The organism is Candidatus Micrarchaeia archaeon (assembly GCA_041653315.1).
In the GTDB taxonomy this organism is placed as follows: domain Archaea; phylum Micrarchaeota; class Micrarchaeia; order Anstonellales; family JAHKLY01; genus JAHKLY01.
On record JBAZFO010000008.1, the window covers coordinates 19,007 to 41,555 of the forward strand.

Sequence of the window (22,549 nt, forward strand, 5' to 3'; positions counted from 1 at the left end):
TTCATAGCTTTTATTGTCTGTCGAACTCCCCAGACCTCATTCGAGCCGCTAATTGGTCGATTTTAGGGTCGTTAGGGTCGAGACCTGCTATCTGGTTTTCTATGCTTGAGCCTGTACCACCGCCTGCCGCTTGAGAAGAAACAACCCCCGTCTTTTCTCTAATCTTCTGCTGTTTGATAAACTCATCATTTGCGCCCGAAGATGTACGGAGTTCATCATTTTCTTTCTGCATTTTGGCAAGTTGGTATGCGACTTGAGCCATAGCCGGATTTTGCAAGGCCAAAATCTCAAGACCTTTAAGTTCTGGGTTATTCTGAATTACTTTTTTTAACGGTTCTGATACTTCGATGTTGCGTGTTACTGGATTCGCCCGACCTACGAGGTCGTTAAAATCGGGGTTTCGAGCAAGGAACATCTGCGTCTGCATCGCAATCATAAAATCCTGTTGCTGCATTGCGTTGATTTGCTGCATCTGCTCTGCCGTTACAGGGTCGCCCGGTTCAAGACCAAGTTTTTGATAGTAACCCTGCATCTGTTGCGGCTGTTGTTGTGCCGCATTCTGCTGTCCCTGTGCGGCCATCTGTTGACCGGCAAGAATCTGTTGCTGTAACAACATAACGGTTTGCTCTGCCCTTGTCCTTGCCTCTGCTTCTGCCTGCGCCTTTGCAATAGCTTCGTTTTTTTGGGTTATGACTTCCTGAAAACGAGGTTGTAAATGCAACGGTACTTCGTCCTGCTTTTGCTCACTGGCGACTTGAGCATCTATTATTTCGCCCTGCTCTGCTTGAGCCTGCTGACCGGCGACATCAGCAATACCGGCATCCTGCTGTTGATTTGCAAGTTCTTCGGTATTTGCGCCTGTTTGTTCTGTTTCTAAATTTTCCATAACATTGTTTCCTTTCGAGTAGGCGACTCTCGATAACTTGCGCCTATCCCTTTTTTAAAGGTTGGTAAAATAAAAAACCCCCGCTAACCGTGAACATTCACGATTAAAACGAGGGTCTATTTTTTAAGGTTGCCTCTGGTACTTATTTAGTTTTTTTAAGACTTACTGGTTATGCTCCCTGCTATTATTGTTGACTGTTCAAAGCCATAGTTCATATTGATTACTTTCTTATCAGGATTCAGATTAAATCTGAAATATACATTGCCATACATATCAGGAAATAACGCCCTTATGAGCTTTCCTATTTCAACAAGTTGCTTAGTCTGTTCGGCGGTCATATCTTTTTCTTTCTGATATGAATTTGTTGGTTTTTATTAACCTTATATTCCAGTTCGTCAACACGACATTTATACAGTTTCGCAGCGTCTTTCAACGCAAAGTCAATATGGCCTTTCAACTGTTTCTTTGTTAGGGTTCTGCCTTTAGAATGTCGCCAAAACGCAAATCTACCTAAGATATCATCAATTCTTTGCCATAAAGTCATTTTATGTCATACCTTTTTTTAAAGTTATCGCCAATATCAACAAGTTTTTGTGTCCGAATAGTCATTATTATATTGCATTCTGAACACTCATAACTTTCGTAAGTAGGGTCAACCGTGATTCTTCTAAAGTTATGAACACACCTAATCTGCCTTTCTATTTTTGATACTCTTTGCTCAAACTCTTCTAATTTTACTTCATTAGATTTTTTACTCATAGCTTACCCCTCTCTGTAACATAGGAACAAACTGAACTTTGCCAACATCGGGACAAATTAAATCGAAATCGCCAACCTCATTGGGAATACATTTATGCTTTTCACTGTATTTTATTTCTTCGTCATACATACTCATTTTATTCTCCTATTTCTTAGGTTTTTACTGCGGTTATTACGGGCATCATTCCTTGTTTTCCGCATATCAATAATCAGTCGTTGCTGTTTTTGTTGGAGTTCTTCAAGTTTTATGAGCCTGTCCATAATCTCAAGTTTGGGCTGTTGGGCGGTCTTGCTTATTTCAGTAGCCATTTTCATTCTGGCCAGTTCAGCATCGACTTTGTTTTCTTCTGTTCTGGCCAATTCAGCTTGCGAGCGTGAAGCCTCGGCCTGCGACTTATTGATTGTGGCTATGGTCTGTGCCTCTATGAGCTTGTCCTGTTTCTGCTGGGCGGCCATAGCTAACTGTTGAGCCTGTTGTGTTTTCTGCTCGCTCTGCTTAATCATCTGCATTAGCCGGTCTTTAAACTGCATCGGACTTGCTTCAATTAAAGCGGAGATAGGTATAACCTGCGCCGCATCTGGGAATCGCTCCCTTAACTCTTTAAGTTCAAGATAGAACAAATTCTGCTGCGTTTCAGTAAGCACGCCCTCGACCGGCGAACAATCGTATTTGCTAAAATCAGACTCGTAAAATGTAGGAGCTGGTATTTCGCCTATTAAACGCTGTATTTTTTGAGGTGGATAATTAACCTGAATCGCCTTAACGAGTTTAACACCTAACTGCCGTTTCGCCTGTCTAAACGAATTGAACGTGCCTTGTTGGCCTGTTAATGCCTGACCTGTCCTAAACATTGACAAAATACCAGGCATATTGGAATCATCATTCTGCCCTAAAGCATCAGAATTAAGACCGCCTATTGTGTCCTCGTTTTTCTCTATAATCTCCATTATATTAAAGAAACTGGCAGATACATCGCCGCCTTTTATCTGTTGGAATATCTGCTCTATTGGCATACTTTCAGGGGCATCGTCCGAAACGTGCAAAAATACACCCTGACCGCTCTTATAAGCATCTTCCGGGTTCTTGAGGTATTTATCACGGAATATACGACCGGACATTATCTGCGTTTCGATAATGTCCATAGCTTGATTCATACGCCGGTCGTTCAGCAAAGACGATTCCCGCAATATCCTCGCAAAACTCTGCAATTTTAACTCTGGCCGGTCTATCTCTGGCGTAAAATCGCCGTGAAGCCAAACAAATGGGTATTCGTCAATTCCCAACGGATTAGAACCAGTCCATACCGGCTCATCGTCAACAAAAATAGACAACGTAACTTCATCGTAAGATTTGTTATATTTCTCTACCGCCGGCCTGCCTGTCGGTAGTCGTGTTTCGGCTATCAGCCGTTCGACAAGTTGTTTGTTTCCGCCCGCCCTGTTCTTGATAAAAGTGTTATATTCTTCCTCTTGGCCAGTGGCATTGCTTATCAGCATTTGTCGAGTCTTTGTTTCTTTTTGCCACCATTCCTCGTACAGTCGCCGGTCGTCATTCTTTAGAATTGGTGGGTTAAGATACTGCCATCGGAAAGACGATTGAGATTTAATATCAATTTTATCAATCTTATCCGCATCTTTCGGCAGTAACATCTTGATTTTAGACGGCCTAAGCCAATTACCCGTGATAATACTCGAACAATCGCTTAAATCGCCCTCTTTGAAGTCTGGGGCAAGCAGAAATGAGTTAAAACCCCTGCGCCCAAACTTTAAATCGCCGTTACGGTCTTTCCATATTTCCATCAAATTTGAGCCGCTAACAAGACTGCCAAATTTAAAAGCATCTGACATACAGTCATACCCGCCATTGCAAGACATAAGCTGCATCACAATACCAGTATGCTGTTGGCAAGGTTTATCATCTTCTCGGCCTTGCGCACCGATTTTTAAGATGTGCCTATTTTTTATTTCGTGGCCGCTTATAAAGTTTATCTGCCTCTTGATTTTGTTCATAGGCAGATAAGACCTGCCTTGTTTTCTTGCCCGCTCTTCATCAACGGAATCAACACAACCCAAAAAACGCTCGGTATCATACAGAGCAGACGAAAGGAACGGCTGCCACCCCTCCTCCATCCACTCATAAGCGTCTGATTTATCTTGCTTTAGGTCGTTGAAATCGGACATTATTATTCTGCCTTTTTGTCTTCGCCGTTAGCTGCTTTTGCTTTTGCTTTTGTTGACACAGATGCCTTTTTGCTGAAAAACTGACAAGCGTTATCCGTTGCGTTCATAGAGCGGGGATAGCTTGGCTTAACAGGCTTATGACAGTTTCCTGCGATTTTACTCTTGCCGTTAGATAACTCAAAAAAACTACAATCTGCACATACTTCACTTTTTGCCATCTTAAAGCCCTTTCTAAATTTTTACTTAGTTGTATCCGTGTGATTCTTGTAACTGCTTAATTTTTTCAAGAGATAAGCCTGAATTAGCCTGTGATTTTAAAAATCCTTTTTCGCAAGTCATTGAGGCGTATCGCATAGCGTCTGCCGGATGGTCATTGCCGTCTTTTTCCGGCTCACCTGTAAATACAGGGTTTGTATCTGTGGATAATCGCTTATTAACCCGCTCGTGATAAGAAGATAGACGGTCAATGCCTATCCCGCAGTTTTCTTTATCAAACCGACATCGGGTTAGGAATTTGCTTGTTCTATAAATTCCCTCAATAACTTTATGCTCTTTTGGCAGAGGCGTAGCCATATAATTGAGATTGCGTAGCGTTTCAAGTGTGGTCTGGCCAGTAATTATCCTTGTAGCATTAGAATCCATATCGCAAGGTACATAAATCCCTGCGTAGTGATAGCCGTATTTGACCCTAAACTCATCAAACAACCGAGCATAGCCGTCAATTCCAACACCTGAATCCTCATAGTATCGAATAAAGTGTATATCAGTACCTATGGATTGGAAAAACCAAATAGCAGTTGTGTAGCCGGTATCAAGGACTATGTGAGTGCTGTAATGCGGATTGTGTTCGACAATGCCGATTCTGCCTGATTGTTTGAGTTTGTCAATTATTACTCCATAGTAAGAACCTAACGCCCTCTTACGGCTAACGCCACCCTTAATCCTGACATTGTATTCATCAGAATCAATACCATATTTAGTTCTTATTTCTCGCTCATATTCAACACCATAAACGCCAGGAATAACGGTTTTTCCTTGTATGAAATTGGGGGTATCCGTTACTGACACTTGAATAACATTCCAAAGTCCGCTGTTTATAGCCTCTGGAAACTCTCCTGTCCCGCTGGTTGCATTACCTACAGCAAGCCATCGTTTAAAAGGCGCTCCAATATGCTCGCCCGCCCGCCATATCTCCGGTAATATGCCCGCCGCCTCATCAAATATCAGCAAAAGATGTTCATTATGATAACCCTGCATTTTAGTAGCCTCGGCAGTTACAGTGTCGGCTCGTGTGCTAAAGCCAGTAGCAAACCACTTCCGGCCTGTTTCTTCTTGCAAATCAAGTTGTACTGTGGTCATTTTGCCACCAAGCCTAATCTTTGCTCCTGCGTGTGCTGCGTGTATCTCCCGCCAAAGCAAATCTTCAACCTGTGTACCACTTGGAGCGGTGGTTATCACTGTCGAAGGGCAATGACAATAAAGAAACTGCAAGGCTATTCTTGCCGCTGAAAACGTCTTACTAACGCCGTGTCCAGCAGGGACAACCGTTTTTTCGTTATCCCTCACTGAATAACCTATATCTCGCATTTTATCCCAAATATGGTCAGGATCAACATCGAGAACCTTTGACCAGAACCAATCAGGCTCTTGTTTGCCCTTAGCGTAGAGATTTGCTAAATCCTTTTTATTTATCGTCGTCTGCATCTTTGTTATTGTTACCCATTAAATCAGAAACAGCTTGAGCAAGGGTTAATGTTCCTGAAACATTATAATCCTGTTTTGGCTCTTTCTGTTCCAACATCTGCTTGCCGAGCCATTTGAGCATATCAACGCTACCTTTGCTCGCGGCTTTCATTTGCCATTTTCGCAAGGTTAATTTGCAACTTTCAATACCCGCCCTATAAGCCGTTGCAAAACTCCGCGAAATTTGAGATTTATCTACATTGTAAAAATCAGCGATATTCTGCATAGTGCAACCAAAAGATGCCATCTTTTGAACATCTTTTGCTGATATTTTTGCAACCTTGCTTTTTCTACCTGTTTTTGCCATTTATTTTACTCTGGCGTTGACATAAACTTTAATGTCGTCCATTAAAGTCGCCATATTTTGACGACCAATATACAAATCGCAACCAGCGAGCGAAAAACCGCCGAATACATTGCTATCTGGGTCATTAACCGTAGCTACCCCAAAATAAAACCCTGTCTCAATGGCAGTTCCGGTAACAGCCGTTGCTACTATTGAAAAAACCTTCACCGGATACAGTTTTTTAATCTGCGTCTCGCCAAGTTCTTTCAGGTCTGCATAAATAATAATCTGCGAATCTGCGTCCGTGCCGTTTGGGTCAATAAGGACATCTAAAATTTCACCAGAAAAATTAGAGTAAATCTTCTTGGCAGTAGAGACAGTGTTTGAGTCATTAAAGTCAACAGGGGCAACAGATGAACAATGATAATAAATCAACAACCTGCCATTATCTTCGCGGTAATCGGTAGTTGTTTCGGCAAAGCATATCCCCGCCAATCCCATTATCGCTGCAAAAATTACCTTTTTCATTTTAAAAACCTTTCAAAACTAATGTCTTATTTTAGCCAGTCGTAAGAGCCGAGCCAAAAACCAGCACGGAATAAACTTGATGGCAATGCTTCAACTTGAGTCTCGCTCAATGCTGTATTTTTGGCGTACCAAATATCGGTTATAAGTTCAGGCATTAGATTAGCACCCACATTATCGCCAACCTGCCAAGTTATTGTGCCTGTTAAGACTTCGGTGTCTGTTGATGCCGCTATGTGAGTCCACGATTTACCATCGTGGACAGATAAATAAAGTTCATCGCTTAATCTCCTGACTACAAATATAAGCGGATTTGCCGGTTCAAAACCTGTTGCCGCCGTTGCCGTAACGACCGGAGAGCCTGTGATATTAAGCAAGCTGAAAGTCCATTTCTTCTCCGAACAATCCCAATACACTTCTGCATAATGTGTAGCGTCTAATTTAAGCGTACAGACGTATAAATCTGTAGCCAGGTTATCTACCATTAAAGACCTGAATTGCGGTATCATTGTAAATTTAAACGACCAGTCAGCTCCTACGGTTATTGGCACTGACCACGTTTCGGCTACTCTGGCAGTACCGGCTATCTGCCACGAAGTCGGTGGTAACGCTTGTATCTGTGTGCAATCAACCCATATTTGGTTATAATATATTGCATCTGCGAGGTTAGTTTCTGGAAATTGACCAATAACAAAATACGACGCCCTTACGCTGTTTGCGGTCGATGCACTTACAGGTTTAGTCCAAATCCGTATCCATCTCTCGTCGTTTAGCGAGATATAGTCGTAATCCGTAGAACTCTGTTCCGTATATGCGGCAACGAATCTCATATACGCCCCCCTATTTAATTTCATTGCCATTCCACCACCCCGACCTTTGGCGTAGGCACTTGATACATAATAATTAGCGTCTCCGGTTTGTAAAGTCGATGCGTTTCCTCGAAGCGTTATAATTCTATTAGGAGTAGCACTTCCACCAACTCCCTCTTGTATGCGAACACTGTTTGGTCCGTAAAGCGAAGTGTCTGTAACGGAAGCTATTGTGCCATAGCCCACCCCTGCATCTGTAAATCCGGTAGCAGTATTCCCATCGCTTGCCTGTGCAGAAGTAAATATGTTGGTACAAGCAGGTTCTACGAGTATTCCCTTTGTCGATGTTATAGTGGCGGGTTTTAATAAAACGTGTTTCCAATTCGTTACCCCACCAAAAGGCAAAGATGAAGTTGCTGTCGAAGCGGCAAAATGCAGGTATCCACCTCTGAAGCCGGCATATATGTAATTGCCAATCACCGTACCATCGTTGAATCTGGCATAAGTTGTCCAGTTAGTCAGGTCAGTTGATATGCTTATTACGGCTGTTCTGCCAGAAGTGACAGAATCCCAAGAAGAAGCGTAATATATGCCATTTACCTTAACTACATTAAAACAGTTATGTGTGCTGCTTTTTGGCAGCCAGTTGATATTACACGGGTATTTTCTACCTGTGGCGAGGTCATATTGAAATACTCCATCAAAACCATCACTTGCACATAGTATACGAGTAGCGTGCCCTGTATCCAAAAATTGAACTATTTGATAATTCCACCCATTGCCTCTGCCAGTTGTTTGTGTTGCGATTCTCGACCACGTTACACCGTCATCGGTTGAGATATAATCCCAAACGTAGTCATTATGGTCAACTGCTATATCACCTGTATTTACAATCCAAGTATTGGAATCAGAAAGACAACCGATTGCGTGATAATGGTTGGCACTAACATAATCACTGCCAGATATTAACAGTGAAGTGTCTGTGCCATCAAGAGTAGAATAAAGTTGCGACCACGTTGCACCATTATCAGTTGAACGCTGCATTGTGGATGTCGTAGCAGAACTATAAGTAACTGCCATCCACGTTCCGGTATTAGAATTTTTCGCCACACCCCAAGCGGCGAAATTACCCTTTAAATTCGCGCCAGTAGAAACAGTCCACGTCGCACCATTATCGTCAGAATAGCAGAAGTGGTAATGACCATCGGCGGCGACATAATAAGTCCGTAAAAGCCTATCGTTATCCAAACAAAACAGATTACAAGAAGCGGCACCGGCCGTTTGAGTAGTTACCACAGGGTCTAATGTTCCCAAGTCCGCCCAAGTATCACCATCAACAGACCTGTAAAGTTTGGCCGCCGTGCCATCAATACCAAATATATACGAGGAATTACTGCACAATACTTTCAGTGTATTCTCCGCAACCGGCCCGCCAGTGTCATTAGCCCTAACAGTCAATACCGCAGGATTTACGTTAGTAATATCTATCGTTCTGCGTAACCCACTGGCCACAAGAGACATCGTATCGGCAGACGGGTCGTATAAATATGCCGTTGAAGCTCGCTCAAACGTACCATCGGATTCTACGTTGATTTTTAATCCTGATACTCCCCACCCCACCGACCCCATCGCCAAAACCAATAAAAATATCAACTTTTTCATAATTCCGCCCATAATATGTTTTTTATGTTCCATTACAGAATCTGTCTATATGTGGAATTATAAACTATGGATATGGTGAATTGAAAGTACACAGAGTACAGAATCTGTACATTTTGTTAAAATTTATTTCTGATAATAAAAAAGCCCCGCGATTTTGCAGGGCTTTGCGTTTGTTTTTGGAGTAATCAACATAATTTTATTTGGCCGACCTACTCAAGTAAAGCCTGAAAAATACCGGTGAAGTTTTATTGTTCTTGTTCGAGCCGATAACTTAGTATTTGAGCATAATACGCCTCGCTTCCCGCCTGGCATATAATTGTAAATGTAGTATTTAAAAACGAAAATCCACTCATTGAATCGCCGATACCATATCCAACCCAGTTTGGCTTTGCCGGAATAGCTATGGCCGCCGTAATCGGTTGTTATTGTGCCGTGTTTCATTTTTCTACCGATTTAAAGCTGTGGCCGCAGTTTTTACATTTATGCTTGCGGACGTGTCGGCTCGGCGTGCCTTTTACTGGGCAATCCTTGCTTCCGCATTCAGGGCAACCGCCCTCAACCCCTGATTTATGATAAATCGCTATTCTCTCTTGCTCTGTTGTCGCCATTCCTTTGGCCTGCCTTTCGTTTCTCTTGACTCGGAGACATTTCTTGGTCGGCTCGCCCCGATGTTGGCGTTGGTAACAATCCATTCATTATTTAAGTCCTTTACGTTTTCACAAATCGGCACATTCGGCCAATGTTTCTTTAATACCTGCTGACAAAATTTATCACATTCACAAAAACTTACTATCTCTAATTCCTTTTTCCATACCCAACTTGCCGCCAAACTAAATCCCCCTATTCCGCTAAATAAATCCAACATTCTAAACATTTTACTTGCACCCTTTATGATTTTGTTGTATTCTGTATTGAGTTGAAACAGAAAGGAATAAAAATGGTTTACAAGAATAGGGGTTGGGAAACAAAGGCGATACAATCCCAAATAGAACAGAGATTAAAAGGTGGCGAGAGTATGCGGTCAATCGCTCGGTCATTTGGGATAACTTATCAGAGCATTCAGTACTCCAGAGAAATGCGTGGGTTGCCAAAAATGAAACTAAACCAAAAACACGGAGCAGAACACCCAAACTGGAAAGGTGGTAATTCTGTTGATAGGCAGGGGTATAGGCTTCTCTATGCACCTGGACGGAAAAAGGCACACCCATATACTTATGAACACGTTTTAATCGCAGAGAAAATGATTGGTAGGCGTTTAAATAAAAACGAACACGTTCACCATATAAACGAATTAAAGCTGGATAATCGGCCTGAAAATCTTTTAGTTTGTACGGCATCAGAACATAGGACTTTGCATCGCCAACTTGAACAATTGGCAATAGAATTGCTCCGCAAAGGTCAAGTTGTATTCCGCAACGGCAGATATGCCTTTGCGTAGTCTGCGTAAATAAATCGAGGTGTCTCATATTCCGCCTGCAAATAAATCAATGATTAGCTCGGTCATTTCTTCCGTCCCCTTTTTGCGCAAAAGCTATTTGGCAGTAAGCGGAGACAAAAAGGACATATATGGCTGACGATAATGCCGTTGCTTTGTCTTCTGATAAATTTTACGTCCAACATCTGTCCGCAATGGATGCACGGTTTTAACTCTGTTTTTTTTTTAGCCATTATTTTTACTCCGTTAAAAGTTTTGGCATTGTTCCATCGCTAAGCATTTTTTGAAATTGAGGCTCTAAGACCTGAGATACTGTTTGCCCACTCGGCAAACAGGTCTGAGCAAGAAATACGTTCTCAAAGGTCTGGAGTCCACAATCCACTTTTTCTAATGCTGCTTTAATCCAGAGAAGCTCTACTCGCCATAGTCGGCGATGCTCTCTTTGCTGGTCAATTTCACCTTTACAATTTGAAGAAAAGTTATCTCGACGCGGTAAAGGTATTTCTTCCTTAATAACTCGGTCTTTGTACCTAAATCCTATAACCGCACCTTTGCCAGACGTGCCATAATAAAACCCATCCGCTCCGTATTTCATCAGGGTACGTTCTATTTCGGTTTTTGTCCGTTCAATCGGAACGCTTGTATTGTTCGCGTATCCCATCTTTAACTCCTTGCCCGCAGGCTTAAATTATTTTTTTCCTGCTAAAAGCAGGTTTCCGTCCATCGTATAAAAATCAACTCCGCAATAGTGCAGGGTTGTAGCTGATAACAGCGGCGACATTGTATCGAGCAATTTATTGGTTATTCGTTTGAGGACATAATTTACTGGTGTATATTTCATTCCGATTTTTGCGTGATGATTGCAGAACTCCGAACATATCCATTTATCTTTTTCGCCGATTCCCAAAGGCAGGAAGAAGTTTAAAATCATTTTAACGTCGTAGCCCTGATTCGCTTCCAATTCGACTTGCATCATATCAGTCATTTGCTTATAGCCGAAATCGCTTACTTCAAATTCGGCATAAAACCATCGCTCTGGATTCTTAAAAACTTCGCTTGCCGGTCTGCAACATACGCCAGAGCCTTTGCGGTCTTTGCCGCCGAGTTGTCCCATAGTTGCAGTCCAGGATTTTCCAAGATACATTTCCGGTCTGCCCAGAGAAGTCGTGTAGAAAAAATTACCCTCGTTCGGTGTATGTAATTCCTCGTGGCTCGAATAAAGTATTTTCAGCACTTTCAGCCGCTCAAAATCCAGCGTTGCAATGCTGCCGATTCTGTTCAACAGCAGGGTATAATTTCCTATCATATCATCAACGTGGCTTCCGTCTTTTTTGTCAGGTATATAAAATACGAGTCTGAACTTTTTCATTTACTCGCCGCCTTTTTCTGGTAAGTTTATTTCTGTCCAATCAGTAACCTTTGCTGTATGCGAAAACCCCTTTCTTTTAGTACCCCATTTCCCATTTCCTTGATACCAACCAGTGAAGGGACATTTCGTATCTGCAAACCATACAAGACAATATGCTTTAGCTTCTGGCAATCTATTCTTAACGCTAATCCAGTTTATCCCGCCTTTTTTCAGCCGGTCGTTTTCGGCCTTGAGGTCGGTAATCTGGTTCGTAAAAGAACTATCTCTTAAAATCAAAATTCTATTCGCTTCCAGCAATTCCTCAATTTCCGCCGTCTGCGCGTCGAGCTTTGCTTGATTTGTGGCAAGGCGAAAAGCGGCAATGGCTTCGGACAACGATATTATTTTGGGTGGATTAAATTTACGCAATGTCCAGAAAAAATTGCACTGTTTGCATTCAAACCAGAAAATAGATATGGCCTCACCATATTTTATTTTTCCCCCGCACCCGCATTTCAATTCGCCCTGCCCTAACTTCTGGCGACCTATACCATCGCAGGCAGGACATTGAACTGATGTCTCTATTTTTGCAATACTTGCCCCATTATAATTTATTGTTTTTGGCATTCTTCCGCTTCCACCGCAAATTTTGCATTTCTTATCGCTCATTTTTGTTCACCTGCCTTGTCGTGAATGTTGCCGATGACTTCGTAAATGCCTGTTTTATATAATCCAAAAGAATGTTTTTCGCTTGTAAGCATCCAACCGCTTGACTCCTCGAACCAAACAACTCTACATATTTCTGGAAGCCCACAAGTATAACTACGCTCTTTATTGCCGAGAAAATTAACTTCATCATCTTCATAAATATCTTTATCATTCCTATCTACTCGTCCTGTCCATTCCCCGACTGTTTCAGGGATAACAATATAATAACCCCCCCTATCATAAATCTGCGATTCTCCATCAACCACAATATGGTGGCCGTATCGCCATATATTTGTACCAATTTCTATGCCTCTAAATTTTGTCTGTCTCATTTTTTAGCCTTTCTCTGGGATTAAATTTAATCTTTAAGCATTTCGCTATTTTAGCAATAGCGGGGTTTCGTCCACAACCATCGCCTATGCCGATATAGATTCGCGCAACATCTGCCATAGCCTCACACTTCCACTCCACCTCTCCAACCATAGAAGCAAACCATTTCTCTGGATTCAATAGAATATCGCACCAAAATAGTCCAGCTTTTTTAGTACAGGCGGGACAAGCCCTGGGATTCTTTTCAGTAATATCAAATAAAATTTGACTAAAAGAACAGGGCACGCCAGATAAACAACATTTACCGCAATGCTTGCATTTTGCCATAATCATTTTCCTTTTATTTTATAATAAAACCGGCGGGCTTATGCCTATGGGCTATAATCGTACAAAGCATTAGCTGATAAACTGCCGCCGGTTATTCACTTTTAAAATAATGCTGATAGGCCAATTTGTTACGGCCAGTATATTTAACGTCGCGCGTTTCGACTCGGCTCGTTGAATCGTTAATTGGGAACTACTCGCCTTTTAAATTAAACCGTAACCCTTATGCGATTATTTCACGCCCACTATCAGCACTATTCACTTTTCAATGCCGCCCTGCAAAATTTCTCGAAAAAACAGAGCGGTTGCCATACCGACACAGGTATAGATTTATTTTAAACTTGTTGAAGCAGGAGTATTAACTATAATCCCTAAATCACTTGTATCGCCCGTTGCCCAATATGTTGTCGGGTATTGTCCATTCCACTTGACGATTCTGGCCTGTTCAACTTCCAGTTTCCTTAATTCCAAAAAAGCTGGATTTTTATTAGCTTCGCCCTCTGCTTTAGTTATTGCCGCATTTCTAACGGCAAGGGCGGCCATCTCAATTCTCTTATTAGTGTCCTGCTGTGCTTGTAATTCGGCCAAAGCTATATTTTTCTTTTGCTGTGCCACAAATACATCATCAATGGACTTTTGTATTTCTTTGTTTTCATATTGAAAGCCACCAAAAATTCCCAAAGTAGTAATTGTTATACCTCTTGCTTTGAAAAATGTCTCAACATCTGCTTTAATAGCCTTTGTTAATTCAACCTTGCGAGAACGTAAAGCGTCCATCGTAAAAGATATATCACTGGCTTGTGTTGGATTTACAAAATTAGCTGCGGAAGTTTGAACTCGACCCCTTATTTCGGAGTTCATAACAGAGGCCAAAGAGCCACTTGGATAAAAGTATAAAAACGTAGCCGCATCTTCTTCTTTGATATAGGCCGCACAGGTTATACCAATAGAAAATCCAACAGAGTCGCTACTCTCTATCCATATCGCTTCATTTTTTCTCCCTGTTCCAGAAGTTTCGTCCGCTGTCCAATCCTGTGATATTGGAGTTCTGTCAACTTTCAAAATCAATACAGTGGGAATCCATTTTCCCTGCCAACCATATCTTCCCGTTTGTCTGAAACGAATTGGAATTTGTATTCTTTTGGCACTTACCTGCAAGGCTTTAATTTGTTCAATCGAAGCAAGTTTTACCTGTTTCGACATAGAATCTTCCAATGGAACTTCGCCGGTTATAGGATTAGTTAAATCTGTCTGTTGCAACCCTACCCTCGTATCAGTTTCCGGTTCTATCATTTGCGCAAAAATAAAAATGACCAAAACTGCCAATAATATACTAAAAATTATCTTAAACATTTCCTTCCTTTCTAAAATTATTTTCCTGTTAAATTTTCTGCAACTTTATTTAGGCCAAGAAAAAGGCATAGGCGACCAACCACTGGTCTTTACGCCCTCGCCAATCTTAACCCAATCATTGCCATCGTAAATAAATGCAGACTTTGAGAAACTCACGCCAGAACCATCAGAGATAATTAAATTAGCGTCCGTGATAGTAGAAGTCTGCATAGCCTTGCCGTAATCCAATACCCATTCTTCGCTTAACTTATTGCCTGTTTTTGGGTCATACTTGACCGTATGCTTATAGCCACTGTCAAGACAACCCACCATAAACACAACCACCAGTAAAACCAACATTACTTTTTTCATACTATTTCCCTTTCTTTGAATAAAGTTTTAATTGAATTTTCTTAATCGGGAATTTCTCGCCCGCCTTTTTGCATAGTTTGATAAATTTACGCTCGGCATAATTCGGTTTGCCTGCTGTTAAAATTAACTCTTTTGCTGCCCTCACGCATCGAGAAGTCGCTTTTACCGTCAAATTATCACTGACGTACTTGGTCGCCCTTTTGAAGCTATTGTTAAAAACCTCAAAAGCCACCTCGCCATAATACTTTTTCATTTTCATATTGTTTTCCATAAAAATCCTTTCTGCTATAAATTATTGTTAATTGTTACGCCTAATTGTAATGCTTGTTCTACTCTTTTAATTTCATCATTTAGAAATTCAATCTCGCCAACTTGCTCTTTAGGGACAATCTTCAGCTTTTCAATCATAAGTTGTTTGTAGTTGCATAAAATTCTTTTTATATTTAACATTACTTCACCTAAAAAAATTGTTGCTATTTTCCGCTGCGACAACCGCAGTTTTTTCACTTATCAAAACTTACTTTTGCCAATTTAACTGCTAAAATATACTGCTTTGCAAATTTGCTATTGCCGTGCTTTCCCTTAACAGCCTTCTCGAACTCTTTGAGCGTTCCCAAAAAACAACACGTGCGAACATAGATGCCTTTTTTGAGATTATAGATAGTGCAACCATCGCCACGACTGCCGATATTATTTATGCGGATAAACGGCGGATTGGTTTTTGCTTCACCGATAGCCTCATAGGAACACCGCTCTGCGAAACTGCACCCCTCTGCGAAACTGCACCACTCTGCGAAACTGCACCCCTCTGCGAAACTGCACCCCTCTGCGAAACTGCACCACTCTGCGAAACTTTTTATTTCCGTGTAATCTCCGGTCGGGCATTTTCTTGTGCCGTTGACGACTTCAAAACTTTTCATATCTTCGATTGTGTATTTTTTCATATTTTCCTTTCATCGCCGTGCAGGGCTGCCTTGCGACAGCCCCCACAGCATCGCCACGGAGACCAATCAGTGGTTATCTAAGCCCATTTTCAACTAACAACTGTTCGTATTTTTCTTTATACATTTGCTCTGTTGCCATCATCGCAAAATCAGAAAAGTTCGGCGTTATGTGGTGTTTTGCTTCGAGTTCGTCAATCACTTTTTGGCCTCGCTTTTCTCTGATATATTGCTCGTGTATTTTTTCTTGCTCGCTTCCAAAGCCATTACAGGTTTTACATTGTGCGTCCCAGTTTCTTTCGTCAAAATAAACTCCGCTCGAGCCGCCAATCCCCCTGCCTATCCAGTGTCCGCAATCCATTCTAATCCACGGCAAAACCTTGCGGCAAGTACAACACTTCACAATAATGTCTTCTGGTCGATTAAATTGCCGTAAGTCAATTCCATTTTCTTTACAATAAGCAATAGCGTCTCTTAGTCTGCCGTATCTGCTCGCTGCGCCCCAAGCTTTGCTTTTTGGCGTAGCCTTTTTCGGTTTTCTTATAAAACTCCTCTTGCTCTTTTTAAAGCCCATAAAAACCTTATGATGTTGTGTTAGAGAAATTCGCATTATTTATTTTCCTTTTCAATTGTCATTAGATTCTTGCCTCATAATTTGCCATAACCGTATCTCCAAATTTCATTGTTATTTTCGCTATCCATTCAAACAGCCCGCCAATAGCCATAAAAAACGCACAAGTTAAAACTACCGCCATACACAAGCCCAGAACAAAAACCAGAGGCACAAACAAAATAACATTTTTCATTTCTCCATCTCCGCCAGAAGTTCTTTCGCTTCTTTGAGTTCCGGGCTATCTTCTGCTTCCAGCCCTGTCTGCTCATTCATAAAATCAAAATGCTTTATCATCCAGTCGAGCGTTTTGGCAATGTTCTGCAATTCGCTTAATTCAAGAATTGCCAGATACCGAGCGGACAATATGAAATTTTCTGGCATTCCAGAAAGCTCCAATGCCCCCTCCTCAAAACAGCCAGATTGTATTTTCATTTTTATCATAACTTTCCTTTTTAAAAAATGGGAATCCGTTCCCGTTAGTCAATCCGTTAAACTTCCTTGCCGGTATTCTGCGTCTGCGATTTCGCTTTTTGTTTTAAAATCAAATCTTCAATCTGTTGCTTTGAGAGTAAGTGTTTTGGCATTGGCTTTTGGCTGTTGAAGTATTTCGGGGCGGGTGCAACGTCGAAAAGTTTTTTACAATTCGCACAAAGACAAACTCCGGTTTTAATTTCAACTACTGCCGGCTCTTTATCGACAAAGCATTGTTTCGGCTGATTAGTTTTGGCGGGAGCGATTTTCGCATTCATAGCCAATTCCAGTTTGTCAAATTTTTCTCGCAGCTTCGCCGTTGATAAAATATTATTTTGCCAGCCTTTCCATTTACCGCCGTCCCCACAATCAGCTTGACACCAGATAATTATTTTTTCAATCGTCTCCGGTTTTCGGTTATCAATCCGAATCATCTTGTCAATATGCTCTGCCCATTTTTGTAGGTCTGGTTTTTTAAAGTCCGGTTTCCTGTCGGTGATTTTTTTAAAAAGTAAAACGGCAAGTCTTGACGTTACTGTATTTGTATCTGTATTTGTATCTGTATTTGATGGAGAGTTTTCGGAACGTGCGCGTAACGTTTCTGTTTCGCTTTTGGTATCTTCTTTAGCGGCAAGACTTTGCGGAAATCTAATATCTGGATTTATGTCTTTACGGAGGTGTTTTTTGCATTTTTCAATGTGTATATATTCCACACCATTGACCTTGTATAATTTAATAAGGCCAGCCTCTATAAGTTCGTTCCGTAATCGTCCCATTTTCGGCACGTCGATAAGACCAGCGTCAAATCTTTTCTTGAAAACTCCGCACATTATCAATGTTGGTTTGCCATCATAATTAGCATTGTCATCACACGCCGCAATAAGTCGTGTATAGAGCGTCTCTGCTTCAAAGGAAACATTATTCACTTTTTCGCTATCCGGATAGCTGCATAAAAGAGGATTCCAGGGTTGTCGTTTTTCTTTAATCATATTATTTCTGTCCCTTTTTTATAATTATTCCCATTTTTTCAGGCTCTGATTCTGTCTGTTTTACGTTGTCTTTATTCACAAAATTAAATCCAAAATCCAGCTTAACTGTGCCGGCAAAAATCCGGTTGCCGTGTTCAGAAAATTCAATCATTTGCCACTTGGAAATAACGCCATTTGTCCTTGCCTTGTTTCCTTTACTGGCACGCCGGTATCTACTGCGTCAAGCCGTTCTTGTGCAATCTTGCAGTATTCAGAGCTTATGTCTATGCCTATGTAGCGTCTGCCAAGCATTTTAGCGGCAACGCAAAAAGAACCAGAACCGCAATAGCAATCAAGTATTAAATCGTCTGGCTTTGAATACTTCCCAAGAATCCACAGGCCAAGAGCAACGGGCTTTTGGGTAGGATGCGTCCTAAAATCTTGCAACGCTTCAGCTCTGGAATAATCGAAAATTCGCAACGCTTTTCTTTCGCTTGTCCAAGCTAACTCTCCGTCTGCCAAAGAAAAACCCCTTTGTCTTTTATCCCACATAAGCCAACCCATAGAAGCGGGCAATAGGTCGGCAAAATAATTCCCCCCCCAAATAATAGATATTTTTGAAATTCTAATCATACTATCAAAGTATTGCTTTTGGGGTCTATTTTCGTCCCAAGCTGTTTGTGGATACAATTTCCATCCTCTGCCCGCCTTGCTATTGCCGTCAGCCTTAATTCTTTGCAATGCAGCCTTATTTTGTTCCCTATCAGCATTTATTCCATACGGCGGGTCTGTCAATACCAAATCTACGCACTTATCTGGCCATTCCCGCATAACTTCAATACAATCCCCGCAGATGATTTTATTTATAGGTAATTCCATTACGCCACCTCGTCCGGTATATAAACGCCGTAAAGCTCTATAACTTCCTGTGTAGTCAATTCAGCTACGTCTTTGACCATTCTGATTGACTGCTCTCTTGACAGCCCGAACATTGACTCAAAAGTTTGCCTGGCTAACTCAATGTCTGTAATATCGCTTTTAATCATTTTGCGGATTCCTTTTCGTTTTTAAACCAGTTCGGGTCGGGGTCAGGAATAACAATGCCAAGTGGCGCGAATATGTTTTGCAGACCTTTGTATAAATTCGTTGCCTGCACAGTGTTCATTTTTGACAGAGTAACCCGCTTCCCATCATCGCTTGTTGTCGGGCAAATTACATACATTAGTTCGTGAATAAAATCCTGTGTTAATCCTTGCCCTTTGGGTATGTTGTCGGCTACGAGATATTTAAGTAGGTATGAAACATCTATGCCTAAATCGTTGGCTTGTGCTATTATATTGTTTATAGCAACGCCGAAAATAGCACCGCATTGCTTGTGTGTTTTTTCTTTTGGGGTTTTTTTGACTTCGCAGGTATATCGGCCTGCGGGCGCATTAAGCCAGAACCCGTCAAGAGACTCCTCTTGTCCCGCCCTGTACTTATATTCAAGTTCGGGCAGTTTGCCATCAACCTTTTGTATGAAATATGTTAGTTCACCTTTCCGTGGCATATCGAAAATCCTTTTATGCTACTTGTCGTTTTTCTTTCGCTTATCCGTATATGCCCATTTGCAAAGCATATACGCCTCATACAGCGATAAAACATTTAATGCCCGATACTGTATCATCTGGACTTCTCGCTCGATAATGGGATAAGGAGCTCCAAGCTCTAACAGTCTTTTGAGCCGGTCAATACAAGACAGCATCAGATTTGGCGATGCGGCCAATTCGTCTTTTTCTGTTTCGAGTTGGCCTAAAAGAGCCTGCCTCTTAATTTGATTTTTTTCACTTTTAGTCTTTTCCATCTTTTTAATCCCTTAAACTGTTATTGGTTTCAGAAAAAATTTGCTTTCAAAATCTTATAATTTCGTCCGGCGGGCAGGCTACGAAAATCCTTGCTTGTCCTGCACGTTTGTTTTGCTATGCTGGAACAATTCGCCGGAGTTCTGCTTTCAAAATTAAAACGATATATCTTCTCCGCCCGCTGCCGGCTGTTCGCTCTGCGGTCTATCCTGTTTTTCGGTCAGGGCTAACGATAAGAACGTTCCGCTTTTGCCCTTTTTTTTCCAGCCTGAAATCCAATAAATTTTGCCCTCTATACAGGCATTGCCCTTGTAGTCAGGGTGATTATCTTTTGTCTTTTTATCGTTGCCAAACAAAACGCCCGAATTATTTTTTTGTTCGTATGCCATTTTTATCCTTTCGTAATTCCATCTAACTTATTAGCCAGTTCGACAAACTCCGCAAACGGTGTGTTGTTGTCTAAAAGCCTGTCTAAATCGCTCTTAACTTTTTCCGGCTCTAAAACCACTTCCAAAGCCGCCTGTTTTTCAATCTTAACTTTTTCTTTCGCCCGCTGCCTTGCGGCTAATAACTCCGCTGCGTAGGCGTTTGTTTCTGATAGTCTGACAAGCACATCATTTAACCGGCTCATTATGTGGTTTTCTTCAGCGGCTTGCAGACCTGCATCAAGTTTTTGCCGGTCAATAAGTGAGCAATGAATTTATCAACCTGCTCTTTTGTTTCGGGATATAATTTTGTTTTGGCATACGAATACGCCTTAATGCTATTCTTGTCCGGGGACAACCCCTGCTCGCTTGCGGTGTCCAAAATTTTATTATAAATATCGTCAATGGCTCTTTGCTCTGTCGGGGTTATGTCTTTGATTTTGGGTTCATCCTTTAGTGGTTTATCATTGTCAGGGTCTAAAACGGAATCATCTATACAAAACAATCCGCTTAATGCGTATTTTCTGGCATAACTTGATGCCGTGCCGGTTATCTGGCTTTCATCCATTCCTTTTTTATTCAAAGGCTCTCTGGCGAAAGCCGATACCGATTGGCTTTCAGTTCCCAATTTTATCGTGGCTGTTGCCTTAACATAAAAACGACTGCCGTCAACGTCATATTGTTTATCTTTTGCTAATGGAGATTGAAATTGTTGTGTTGGTGTCGATGCGATATAAATTATTTCGTCTGTAAGCGTTAAAACTGCCCCATTCAATAATGGCTTAACGGCTTCGAGAATGTCGCCGCAGGTTCGATAATTATACCCGCCGAAAGCGTTTTTTTGCGTCTTAGGCACTTTCAAGTCTTTTTGTATTTTGTTCAAAATTTCCATTTTAGTCTCCGTTAAAATTCTGTCTTTTCAAACTGTTTAACTAATTCATTTAGCTGGTCTGCAAATATGTTTGTTTCTGATTGCAGATTTGCGATATAATCTTTATCTCTAAATACTCGCTTACACCAAAGTGGCCTACCGCTTACTCGTGGGTCAAATGATATAAAGTCGCACCATTGCCGCCCTGTAATCCATAACTGCCCTTGTATCTGTGGTATGTAGCAAGTCGGCACTTCGTTGCTTAAAACAGTTTCAAGGTGTGTCGTTGTATAAGGGCATTTAATCTCAATAATCCCATCTTCTTCAACTAATCCATCGGGCGAGCAGCCGATAAAATCATTTAACTTTACAAAGCCAACTTCTTGCACGAAACAGCCGTTTAACTCTTGATAGTATTCTCTTGCCTTTGGCTCGTTTTCTTTTCCCCATTCCATTGCACCATTAGAATACGTTTCCTGCTTTTCTCCGGTTAGCCTTTCAGCAGCAACTCTTAACATATAAGCCCTGCGGGTTTTGCCTTGCCCCTTTGCCAATACATCGCCAAAACAAGAGGCTGTAATTATCCCTAATCTGGCCTTGTCCCATTCCGGCGTACCCTGCTGGCAGTTTATGATTTCCATTTTAAAGTCTCCGTGTAAAAAGTTATCTGTATAGTTCTCTTAATTCTTGATATTCCTGCAAATCTTCTGTTTTGCCGGTTCGCTGTAATTTTTTTGAAGCCAGCCACAAAACCACTTCTTTATATGTAATTTGCTTAATTGAAAATCCTGTCTCTTTTGCGATTCTCACAATCGCTTTGGCGAGATTTTTCCAGCAGGTTTTGTTCCACTCTAATTGCCGCCAATAGAGCCGCATATATAATGAGGCATAAGCGTTAGTATCGAATTGGCGTATATTGATTTTCATTTTAGGTCTCCGTTTTAAAATTTTTAATTTGCTTTTATAAAATCCACCAAGTCGCACAACCGTCTCGCGTTATTACATCATCACGTTTTACAAATCCGTTGTGCTTTAAATCAGCCATTCGCTTATGAACTTGTTCCGGCTTTAACCTGCCGTCTAATAACCTTTGAAGCTCTTTTACCGTTGAGCCATTGTTTTGACGCAGGCAGTTCAAAATAATTTGACAATGAACATTTGCTTTGCCGGACTTCACTATCGCCTTGCCCGCTACCTCTGATGTTGCAGGGTCGATTCGCCTGTAATTCTGCGAAAAGTCGATAACAAGTTGATTGCGACAATCAGGCATTTACTATCTTATTCCTGCTTTCACTTCTTTTACGCCCAACTGTATCATCGCAAGGTTGACATCATCGGTATTGGTGTACACGTTATAAATCGGCGTTTTGATTTTCGCATTTTCTCTCTTAATCGAAGCCGTCTGCATCATCGAGCCGATTGAAACTATTATGCTTATCCACAGGCCAATTACTAACCATCTGATTTGCCGTTGCTCTGTCATAAGGTCTCCAAAAAAAATAATTTAATTGCGGCGGCAGGAATCGAACCTGCAATTTTCTGGTTATGAGCCAGACGAGTTACCTTTGCTCTACACCGCGATAAATTTCTACTTCTGCGTAATTTCCAAAGAGAATACTTTTTTATTGACGTACTGGAGAGCGTAGCCGTCGCTTTCAACAGCTTTAAGGCAAACGGCCTCTGTCTGTTCTTTGACGTACTGGAGAGCGTCGCCGTTTC

The 22,549-nt window shown here is 41.4% G+C and carries 38 protein-coding genes and 1 tRNA gene; 1 reads left to right on the plus strand and 38 read right to left on the minus strand.

Annotation, left to right across the window (positions count from 1 at the left end; genetic code table 11):
• Positions 1-10 precede the first annotated feature (10 nt).
• From WC356_02765 to WC356_02815, 11 genes are all read right to left on the minus strand, one after another.
• Positions 11-886 (minus strand): hypothetical protein, encoded by an 876-nt coding sequence (locus WC356_02765; GenBank protein ID MFA5382061.1) that lies wholly within the window; start codon positions 884-886, stop codon positions 11-13.
• A 334-nt stretch (positions 887-1,220) separates the two neighbouring features.
• Entirely contained in the window at positions 1,221-1,430 is a 210-nt protein-coding gene (locus WC356_02770) for a hypothetical protein (protein ID MFA5382062.1), read from the minus strand.
• Positions 1,427-1,645 carry a hypothetical protein gene (locus WC356_02775; protein MFA5382063.1) on the minus strand — a complete coding sequence of 73 codons (219 nt, stop codon included), beginning with the start codon at positions 1,643-1,645 and terminating at the stop codon, positions 1,427-1,429. Before WC356_02775 ends, WC356_02770 begins: the two co-directional genes overlap by 4 nt.
• Complete coding sequence (locus WC356_02780) at positions 1,638-1,775, minus strand: hypothetical protein (GenBank protein ID MFA5382064.1); 138 nt, start codon at positions 1,773-1,775, stop codon at positions 1,638-1,640. The genes WC356_02775 and WC356_02780 overlap by 8 nt, the downstream gene beginning before the upstream one ends.
• A gap of 2 nt (positions 1,776-1,777) precedes the next feature.
• Positions 1,778-3,826: a hypothetical protein gene (locus WC356_02785; protein MFA5382065.1), complete on the minus strand. Its 2,049-nt coding sequence runs from the start codon at positions 3,824-3,826 to the stop codon at positions 1,778-1,780.
• A gap of 2 nt (positions 3,827-3,828) precedes the next feature.
• The gene (locus tag WC356_02790) at positions 3,829-4,044 is read right to left on the minus strand and encodes a hypothetical protein (protein ID MFA5382066.1); all 216 of its coding nucleotides are present in this window, start codon (positions 4,042-4,044) and stop codon (positions 3,829-3,831) included.
• A 25-nt stretch (positions 4,045-4,069) separates the two neighbouring features.
• A complete protein-coding gene (locus WC356_02795) occupies positions 4,070-5,185 on the minus strand; it encodes a hypothetical protein (GenBank protein MFA5382067.1) in 1,116 nt (371 codons plus the stop codon).
• Positions 5,186-5,510: 325 nt separating this feature from the next.
• Positions 5,511-5,876 carry a hypothetical protein gene (locus WC356_02800; GenBank protein MFA5382068.1) on the minus strand — a complete coding sequence of 122 codons (366 nt, stop codon included), beginning with the start codon at positions 5,874-5,876 and terminating at the stop codon, positions 5,511-5,513.
• Complete coding sequence (locus tag WC356_02805; protein MFA5382069.1) at positions 5,877-6,383, minus strand: hypothetical protein; 507 nt, start codon at positions 6,381-6,383, stop codon at positions 5,877-5,879.
• 26 nt (positions 6,384-6,409) lie between these two features.
• Positions 6,410-8,647: a sialidase family protein gene (locus tag WC356_02810; protein MFA5382070.1), complete on the minus strand. Its 2,238-nt coding sequence runs from the start codon at positions 8,645-8,647 to the stop codon at positions 6,410-6,412.
• Positions 8,648-9,431: 784 nt separating this feature from the next.
• Complete coding sequence (locus WC356_02815) at positions 9,432-9,725, minus strand: DNA cytosine methyltransferase (GenBank protein MFA5382071.1); 294 nt, start codon at positions 9,723-9,725, stop codon at positions 9,432-9,434.
• A 63-nt stretch (positions 9,726-9,788) separates the two neighbouring features.
• Between WC356_02815 and WC356_02820 the strand changes: the two genes are divergently transcribed.
• The gene (locus WC356_02820; GenBank protein MFA5382072.1) at positions 9,789-10,289 is read left to right on the plus strand and encodes an HNH endonuclease signature motif containing protein; all 501 of its coding nucleotides are present in this window, start codon (positions 9,789-9,791) and stop codon (positions 10,287-10,289) included.
• Between the two features lie 235 nt (positions 10,290-10,524).
• Here WC356_02820 and WC356_02825 read toward each other — a convergent pair whose 3' ends face one another.
• The 27 genes from WC356_02825 to WC356_02955 all read right to left on the minus strand — a co-directional run bounded on the left by WC356_02825 (position 10,525) and on the right by WC356_02955 (position 22,410).
• On the minus strand, positions 10,525-10,947 hold the full coding sequence (locus WC356_02825) for a hypothetical protein (protein ID MFA5382073.1): 423 nt from the start codon (positions 10,945-10,947) through the stop codon (positions 10,525-10,527).
• Positions 10,948-10,974: 27 nt separating this feature from the next.
• Positions 10,975-11,655 (minus strand): hypothetical protein, encoded by a 681-nt coding sequence (locus WC356_02830; protein MFA5382074.1) that lies wholly within the window; start codon positions 11,653-11,655, stop codon positions 10,975-10,977.
• Positions 11,656-12,303, minus strand: a complete 648-nt coding sequence (locus WC356_02835; GenBank protein ID MFA5382075.1) for a DUF551 domain-containing protein — start codon at positions 12,301-12,303, stop codon at positions 11,656-11,658. It abuts the gene before it with no gap.
• Positions 12,300-12,674, minus strand: a complete 375-nt coding sequence (locus WC356_02840; GenBank protein ID MFA5382076.1) for a YopX family protein — start codon at positions 12,672-12,674, stop codon at positions 12,300-12,302. The genes WC356_02835 and WC356_02840 overlap by 4 nt, the downstream gene beginning before the upstream one ends.
• The gene (locus WC356_02845) at positions 12,655-12,999 is read right to left on the minus strand and encodes a hypothetical protein (GenBank protein MFA5382077.1); all 345 of its coding nucleotides are present in this window, start codon (positions 12,997-12,999) and stop codon (positions 12,655-12,657) included. Before WC356_02845 ends, WC356_02840 begins: the two co-directional genes overlap by 20 nt.
• Before the next feature lie 327 nt (positions 13,000-13,326).
• A complete protein-coding gene (locus tag WC356_02850; GenBank protein MFA5382078.1) occupies positions 13,327-14,349 on the minus strand; it encodes an SPFH domain-containing protein in 1,023 nt (340 codons plus the stop codon).
• A 45-nt stretch (positions 14,350-14,394) separates the two neighbouring features.
• Positions 14,395-14,700 (minus strand): hypothetical protein, encoded by a 306-nt coding sequence (locus tag WC356_02855; protein MFA5382079.1) that lies wholly within the window; start codon positions 14,698-14,700, stop codon positions 14,395-14,397.
• A gap of 1 nt (position 14,701) precedes the next feature.
• Positions 14,702-14,971, minus strand: coding sequence for a hypothetical protein (locus tag WC356_02860; protein ID MFA5382080.1), 270 nt, complete (start codon positions 14,969-14,971; stop codon positions 14,702-14,704).
• A gap of 14 nt (positions 14,972-14,985) precedes the next feature.
• The gene (locus WC356_02865) at positions 14,986-15,207 is read right to left on the minus strand and encodes a hypothetical protein (protein ID MFA5382081.1); all 222 of its coding nucleotides are present in this window, start codon (positions 15,205-15,207) and stop codon (positions 14,986-14,988) included.
• A complete protein-coding gene (locus WC356_02870) occupies positions 15,204-15,644 on the minus strand; it encodes a hypothetical protein (GenBank protein ID MFA5382082.1) in 441 nt (146 codons plus the stop codon). Before WC356_02870 ends, WC356_02865 begins: the two co-directional genes overlap by 4 nt.
• Before the next feature lie 73 nt (positions 15,645-15,717).
• The gene (locus WC356_02875; protein ID MFA5382083.1) at positions 15,718-16,215 is read right to left on the minus strand and encodes a recombination protein NinG; all 498 of its coding nucleotides are present in this window, start codon (positions 16,213-16,215) and stop codon (positions 15,718-15,720) included.
• Positions 16,216-16,276: 61 nt separating this feature from the next.
• Positions 16,277-16,447 (minus strand): hypothetical protein, encoded by a 171-nt coding sequence (locus tag WC356_02880; GenBank protein ID MFA5382084.1) that lies wholly within the window; start codon positions 16,445-16,447, stop codon positions 16,277-16,279.
• Complete coding sequence (locus WC356_02885; GenBank protein MFA5382085.1) at positions 16,444-16,695, minus strand: hypothetical protein; 252 nt, start codon at positions 16,693-16,695, stop codon at positions 16,444-16,446. Before WC356_02885 ends, WC356_02880 begins: the two co-directional genes overlap by 4 nt.
• A 47-nt stretch (positions 16,696-16,742) precedes the next feature.
• The gene (locus WC356_02890; protein ID MFA5382086.1) at positions 16,743-17,714 is read right to left on the minus strand and encodes a hypothetical protein; all 972 of its coding nucleotides are present in this window, start codon (positions 17,712-17,714) and stop codon (positions 16,743-16,745) included.
• A gap of 1 nt (position 17,715) precedes the next feature.
• The gene (locus WC356_02895; protein ID MFA5382087.1) at positions 17,716-17,865 is read right to left on the minus strand and encodes a hypothetical protein; all 150 of its coding nucleotides are present in this window, start codon (positions 17,863-17,865) and stop codon (positions 17,716-17,718) included.
• Complete coding sequence (locus WC356_02900) at positions 17,862-18,572, minus strand: DNA methyltransferase (protein MFA5382088.1); 711 nt, start codon at positions 18,570-18,572, stop codon at positions 17,862-17,864. Before WC356_02900 ends, WC356_02895 begins: the two co-directional genes overlap by 4 nt.
• The gene (locus tag WC356_02905) at positions 18,572-18,739 is read right to left on the minus strand and encodes a hypothetical protein (protein ID MFA5382089.1); all 168 of its coding nucleotides are present in this window, start codon (positions 18,737-18,739) and stop codon (positions 18,572-18,574) included. Before WC356_02905 ends, WC356_02900 begins: the two co-directional genes overlap by 1 nt.
• Positions 18,736-19,242 (minus strand): hypothetical protein, encoded by a 507-nt coding sequence (locus tag WC356_02910; GenBank protein MFA5382090.1) that lies wholly within the window; start codon positions 19,240-19,242, stop codon positions 18,736-18,738. The genes WC356_02905 and WC356_02910 overlap by 4 nt, the downstream gene beginning before the upstream one ends.
• A gap of 18 nt (positions 19,243-19,260) precedes the next feature.
• Positions 19,261-19,536: a hypothetical protein gene (locus WC356_02915; protein MFA5382091.1), complete on the minus strand. Its 276-nt coding sequence runs from the start codon at positions 19,534-19,536 to the stop codon at positions 19,261-19,263.
• A gap of 153 nt (positions 19,537-19,689) precedes the next feature.
• Positions 19,690-19,923 carry a DUF736 domain-containing protein gene (locus tag WC356_02920; protein MFA5382092.1) on the minus strand — a complete coding sequence of 78 codons (234 nt, stop codon included), beginning with the start codon at positions 19,921-19,923 and terminating at the stop codon, positions 19,690-19,692.
• Between the two features lie 2 nt (positions 19,924-19,925).
• Entirely contained in the window at positions 19,926-20,165 is a 240-nt protein-coding gene (locus WC356_02925; GenBank protein ID MFA5382093.1) for a hypothetical protein, read from the minus strand.
• Entirely contained in the window at positions 20,165-20,851 is a 687-nt protein-coding gene (locus WC356_02930; protein ID MFA5382094.1) for an ERF family protein, read from the minus strand. Before WC356_02930 ends, WC356_02925 begins: the two co-directional genes overlap by 1 nt.
• A gap of 11 nt (positions 20,852-20,862) precedes the next feature.
• Positions 20,863-21,471 carry a lambda exonuclease family protein gene (locus WC356_02935; protein MFA5382095.1) on the minus strand — a complete coding sequence of 203 codons (609 nt, stop codon included), beginning with the start codon at positions 21,469-21,471 and terminating at the stop codon, positions 20,863-20,865.
• Between the two features lie 22 nt (positions 21,472-21,493).
• Positions 21,494-21,757 (minus strand): hypothetical protein, encoded by a 264-nt coding sequence (locus WC356_02940; GenBank protein ID MFA5382096.1) that lies wholly within the window; start codon positions 21,755-21,757, stop codon positions 21,494-21,496.
• A gap of 34 nt (positions 21,758-21,791) precedes the next feature.
• Positions 21,792-22,100, minus strand: coding sequence for a hypothetical protein (locus WC356_02945; GenBank protein ID MFA5382097.1), 309 nt, complete (start codon positions 22,098-22,100; stop codon positions 21,792-21,794).
• 3 nt (positions 22,101-22,103) lie between these two features.
• Complete coding sequence (locus WC356_02950; GenBank protein ID MFA5382098.1) at positions 22,104-22,313, minus strand: hypothetical protein; 210 nt, start codon at positions 22,311-22,313, stop codon at positions 22,104-22,106.
• 25 nt (positions 22,314-22,338) lie between these two features.
• Positions 22,339-22,410 (minus strand) — tRNA-Met (locus WC356_02955).
• Positions 22,411-22,549 lie beyond the last annotated feature (139 nt).

Excerpts from the sequence above, each read along its gene's own strand:
- WC356_02765 (MFA5382061.1), bottom strand. The coding sequence starts at position 886 with ATGGAAAATTTAGAAACAGAACAAACAGGCGCAAATACCGAAGAACTT.
- WC356_02770 (MFA5382062.1), bottom strand. The coding sequence starts at position 1,430 with ATGACTTTATGGCAAAGAATTGATGATATCTTAGGTAGATTTGCGTTT.
- WC356_02775 (MFA5382063.1), bottom strand. The coding sequence starts at position 1,645 with ATGAGTAAAAAATCTAATGAAGTAAAATTAGAAGAGTTTGAGCAAAGA.
- WC356_02780 (MFA5382064.1), bottom strand. The coding sequence starts at position 1,775 with ATGTATGACGAAGAAATAAAATACAGTGAAAAGCATAAATGTATTCCC.
- WC356_02785 (MFA5382065.1), bottom strand. The coding sequence starts at position 3,826 with ATGTCCGATTTCAACGACCTAAAGCAAGATAAATCAGACGCTTATGAG.
- WC356_02790 (MFA5382066.1), bottom strand. The coding sequence starts at position 4,044 with ATGGCAAAAAGTGAAGTATGTGCAGATTGTAGTTTTTTTGAGTTATCT.
- WC356_02795 (MFA5382067.1), bottom strand. The coding sequence starts at position 5,185 with ATGACCACAGTACAACTTGATTTGCAAGAAGAAACAGGCCGGAAGTGG.
- WC356_02800 (MFA5382068.1), bottom strand. The coding sequence starts at position 5,876 with ATGGCAAAAACAGGTAGAAAAAGCAAGGTTGCAAAAATATCAGCAAAA.
- WC356_02805 (MFA5382069.1), bottom strand. The coding sequence starts at position 6,383 with ATGAAAAAGGTAATTTTTGCAGCGATAATGGGATTGGCGGGGATATGC.
- WC356_02815 (MFA5382071.1), bottom strand. The coding sequence starts at position 9,725 with ATGTTTAGAATGTTGGATTTATTTAGCGGAATAGGGGGATTTAGTTTG.
- WC356_02820 (MFA5382072.1), top strand. The coding sequence starts at position 9,789 with ATGGTTTACAAGAATAGGGGTTGGGAAACAAAGGCGATACAATCCCAA.
- WC356_02825 (MFA5382073.1), bottom strand. The coding sequence starts at position 10,947 with ATGGGATACGCGAACAATACAAGCGTTCCGATTGAACGGACAAAAACC.
- WC356_02830 (MFA5382074.1), bottom strand. The coding sequence starts at position 11,655 with ATGAAAAAGTTCAGACTCGTATTTTATATACCTGACAAAAAAGACGGA.
- WC356_02835 (MFA5382075.1), bottom strand. The coding sequence starts at position 12,303 with ATGAGCGATAAGAAATGCAAAATTTGCGGTGGAAGCGGAAGAATGCCA.
- WC356_02840 (MFA5382076.1), bottom strand. The coding sequence starts at position 12,674 with ATGAGACAGACAAAATTTAGAGGCATAGAAATTGGTACAAATATATGG.
- WC356_02845 (MFA5382077.1), bottom strand. The coding sequence starts at position 12,999 with ATGGCAAAATGCAAGCATTGCGGTAAATGTTGTTTATCTGGCGTGCCC.
- WC356_02850 (MFA5382078.1), bottom strand. The coding sequence starts at position 14,349 with ATGTTTAAGATAATTTTTAGTATATTATTGGCAGTTTTGGTCATTTTT.
- WC356_02855 (MFA5382079.1), bottom strand. The coding sequence starts at position 14,700 with ATGAAAAAAGTAATGTTGGTTTTACTGGTGGTTGTGTTTATGGTGGGT.
- WC356_02860 (MFA5382080.1), bottom strand. The coding sequence starts at position 14,971 with ATGGAAAACAATATGAAAATGAAAAAGTATTATGGCGAGGTGGCTTTT.
- WC356_02870 (MFA5382082.1), bottom strand. The coding sequence starts at position 15,644 with ATGAAAAAATACACAATCGAAGATATGAAAAGTTTTGAAGTCGTCAAC.
- WC356_02875 (MFA5382083.1), bottom strand. The coding sequence starts at position 16,215 with ATGGGCTTTAAAAAGAGCAAGAGGAGTTTTATAAGAAAACCGAAAAAG.
- WC356_02880 (MFA5382084.1), bottom strand. The coding sequence starts at position 16,447 with ATGAAAAATGTTATTTTGTTTGTGCCTCTGGTTTTTGTTCTGGGCTTG.
- WC356_02885 (MFA5382085.1), bottom strand. The coding sequence starts at position 16,695 with ATGATAAAAATGAAAATACAATCTGGCTGTTTTGAGGAGGGGGCATTG.
- WC356_02890 (MFA5382086.1), bottom strand. The coding sequence starts at position 17,714 with ATGATTAAAGAAAAACGACAACCCTGGAATCCTCTTTTATGCAGCTAT.
- WC356_02895 (MFA5382087.1), bottom strand. The coding sequence starts at position 17,865 with ATGATTGAATTTTCTGAACACGGCAACCGGATTTTTGCCGGCACAGTT.
- WC356_02900 (MFA5382088.1), bottom strand. The coding sequence starts at position 18,572 with ATGGAATTACCTATAAATAAAATCATCTGCGGGGATTGTATTGAAGTT.
- WC356_02905 (MFA5382089.1), bottom strand. The coding sequence starts at position 18,739 with ATGATTAAAAGCGATATTACAGACATTGAGTTAGCCAGGCAAACTTTT.
- WC356_02910 (MFA5382090.1), bottom strand. The coding sequence starts at position 19,242 with ATGCCACGGAAAGGTGAACTAACATATTTCATACAAAAGGTTGATGGC.
- WC356_02915 (MFA5382091.1), bottom strand. The coding sequence starts at position 19,536 with ATGGAAAAGACTAAAAGTGAAAAAAATCAAATTAAGAGGCAGGCTCTT.
- WC356_02920 (MFA5382092.1), bottom strand. The coding sequence starts at position 19,923 with ATGGCATACGAACAAAAAAATAATTCGGGCGTTTTGTTTGGCAACGAT.
- WC356_02925 (MFA5382093.1), bottom strand. The coding sequence starts at position 20,165 with ATGAGCCGGTTAAATGATGTGCTTGTCAGACTATCAGAAACAAACGCC.
- WC356_02930 (MFA5382094.1), bottom strand. The coding sequence starts at position 20,851 with ATGGAAATTTTGAACAAAATACAAAAAGACTTGAAAGTGCCTAAGACG.
- WC356_02935 (MFA5382095.1), bottom strand. The coding sequence starts at position 21,471 with ATGGAAATCATAAACTGCCAGCAGGGTACGCCGGAATGGGACAAGGCC.
- WC356_02940 (MFA5382096.1), bottom strand. The coding sequence starts at position 21,757 with ATGAAAATCAATATACGCCAATTCGATACTAACGCTTATGCCTCATTA.
- WC356_02945 (MFA5382097.1), bottom strand. The coding sequence starts at position 22,100 with ATGCCTGATTGTCGCAATCAACTTGTTATCGACTTTTCGCAGAATTAC.
- WC356_02950 (MFA5382098.1), bottom strand. The coding sequence starts at position 22,313 with ATGACAGAGCAACGGCAAATCAGATGGTTAGTAATTGGCCTGTGGATA.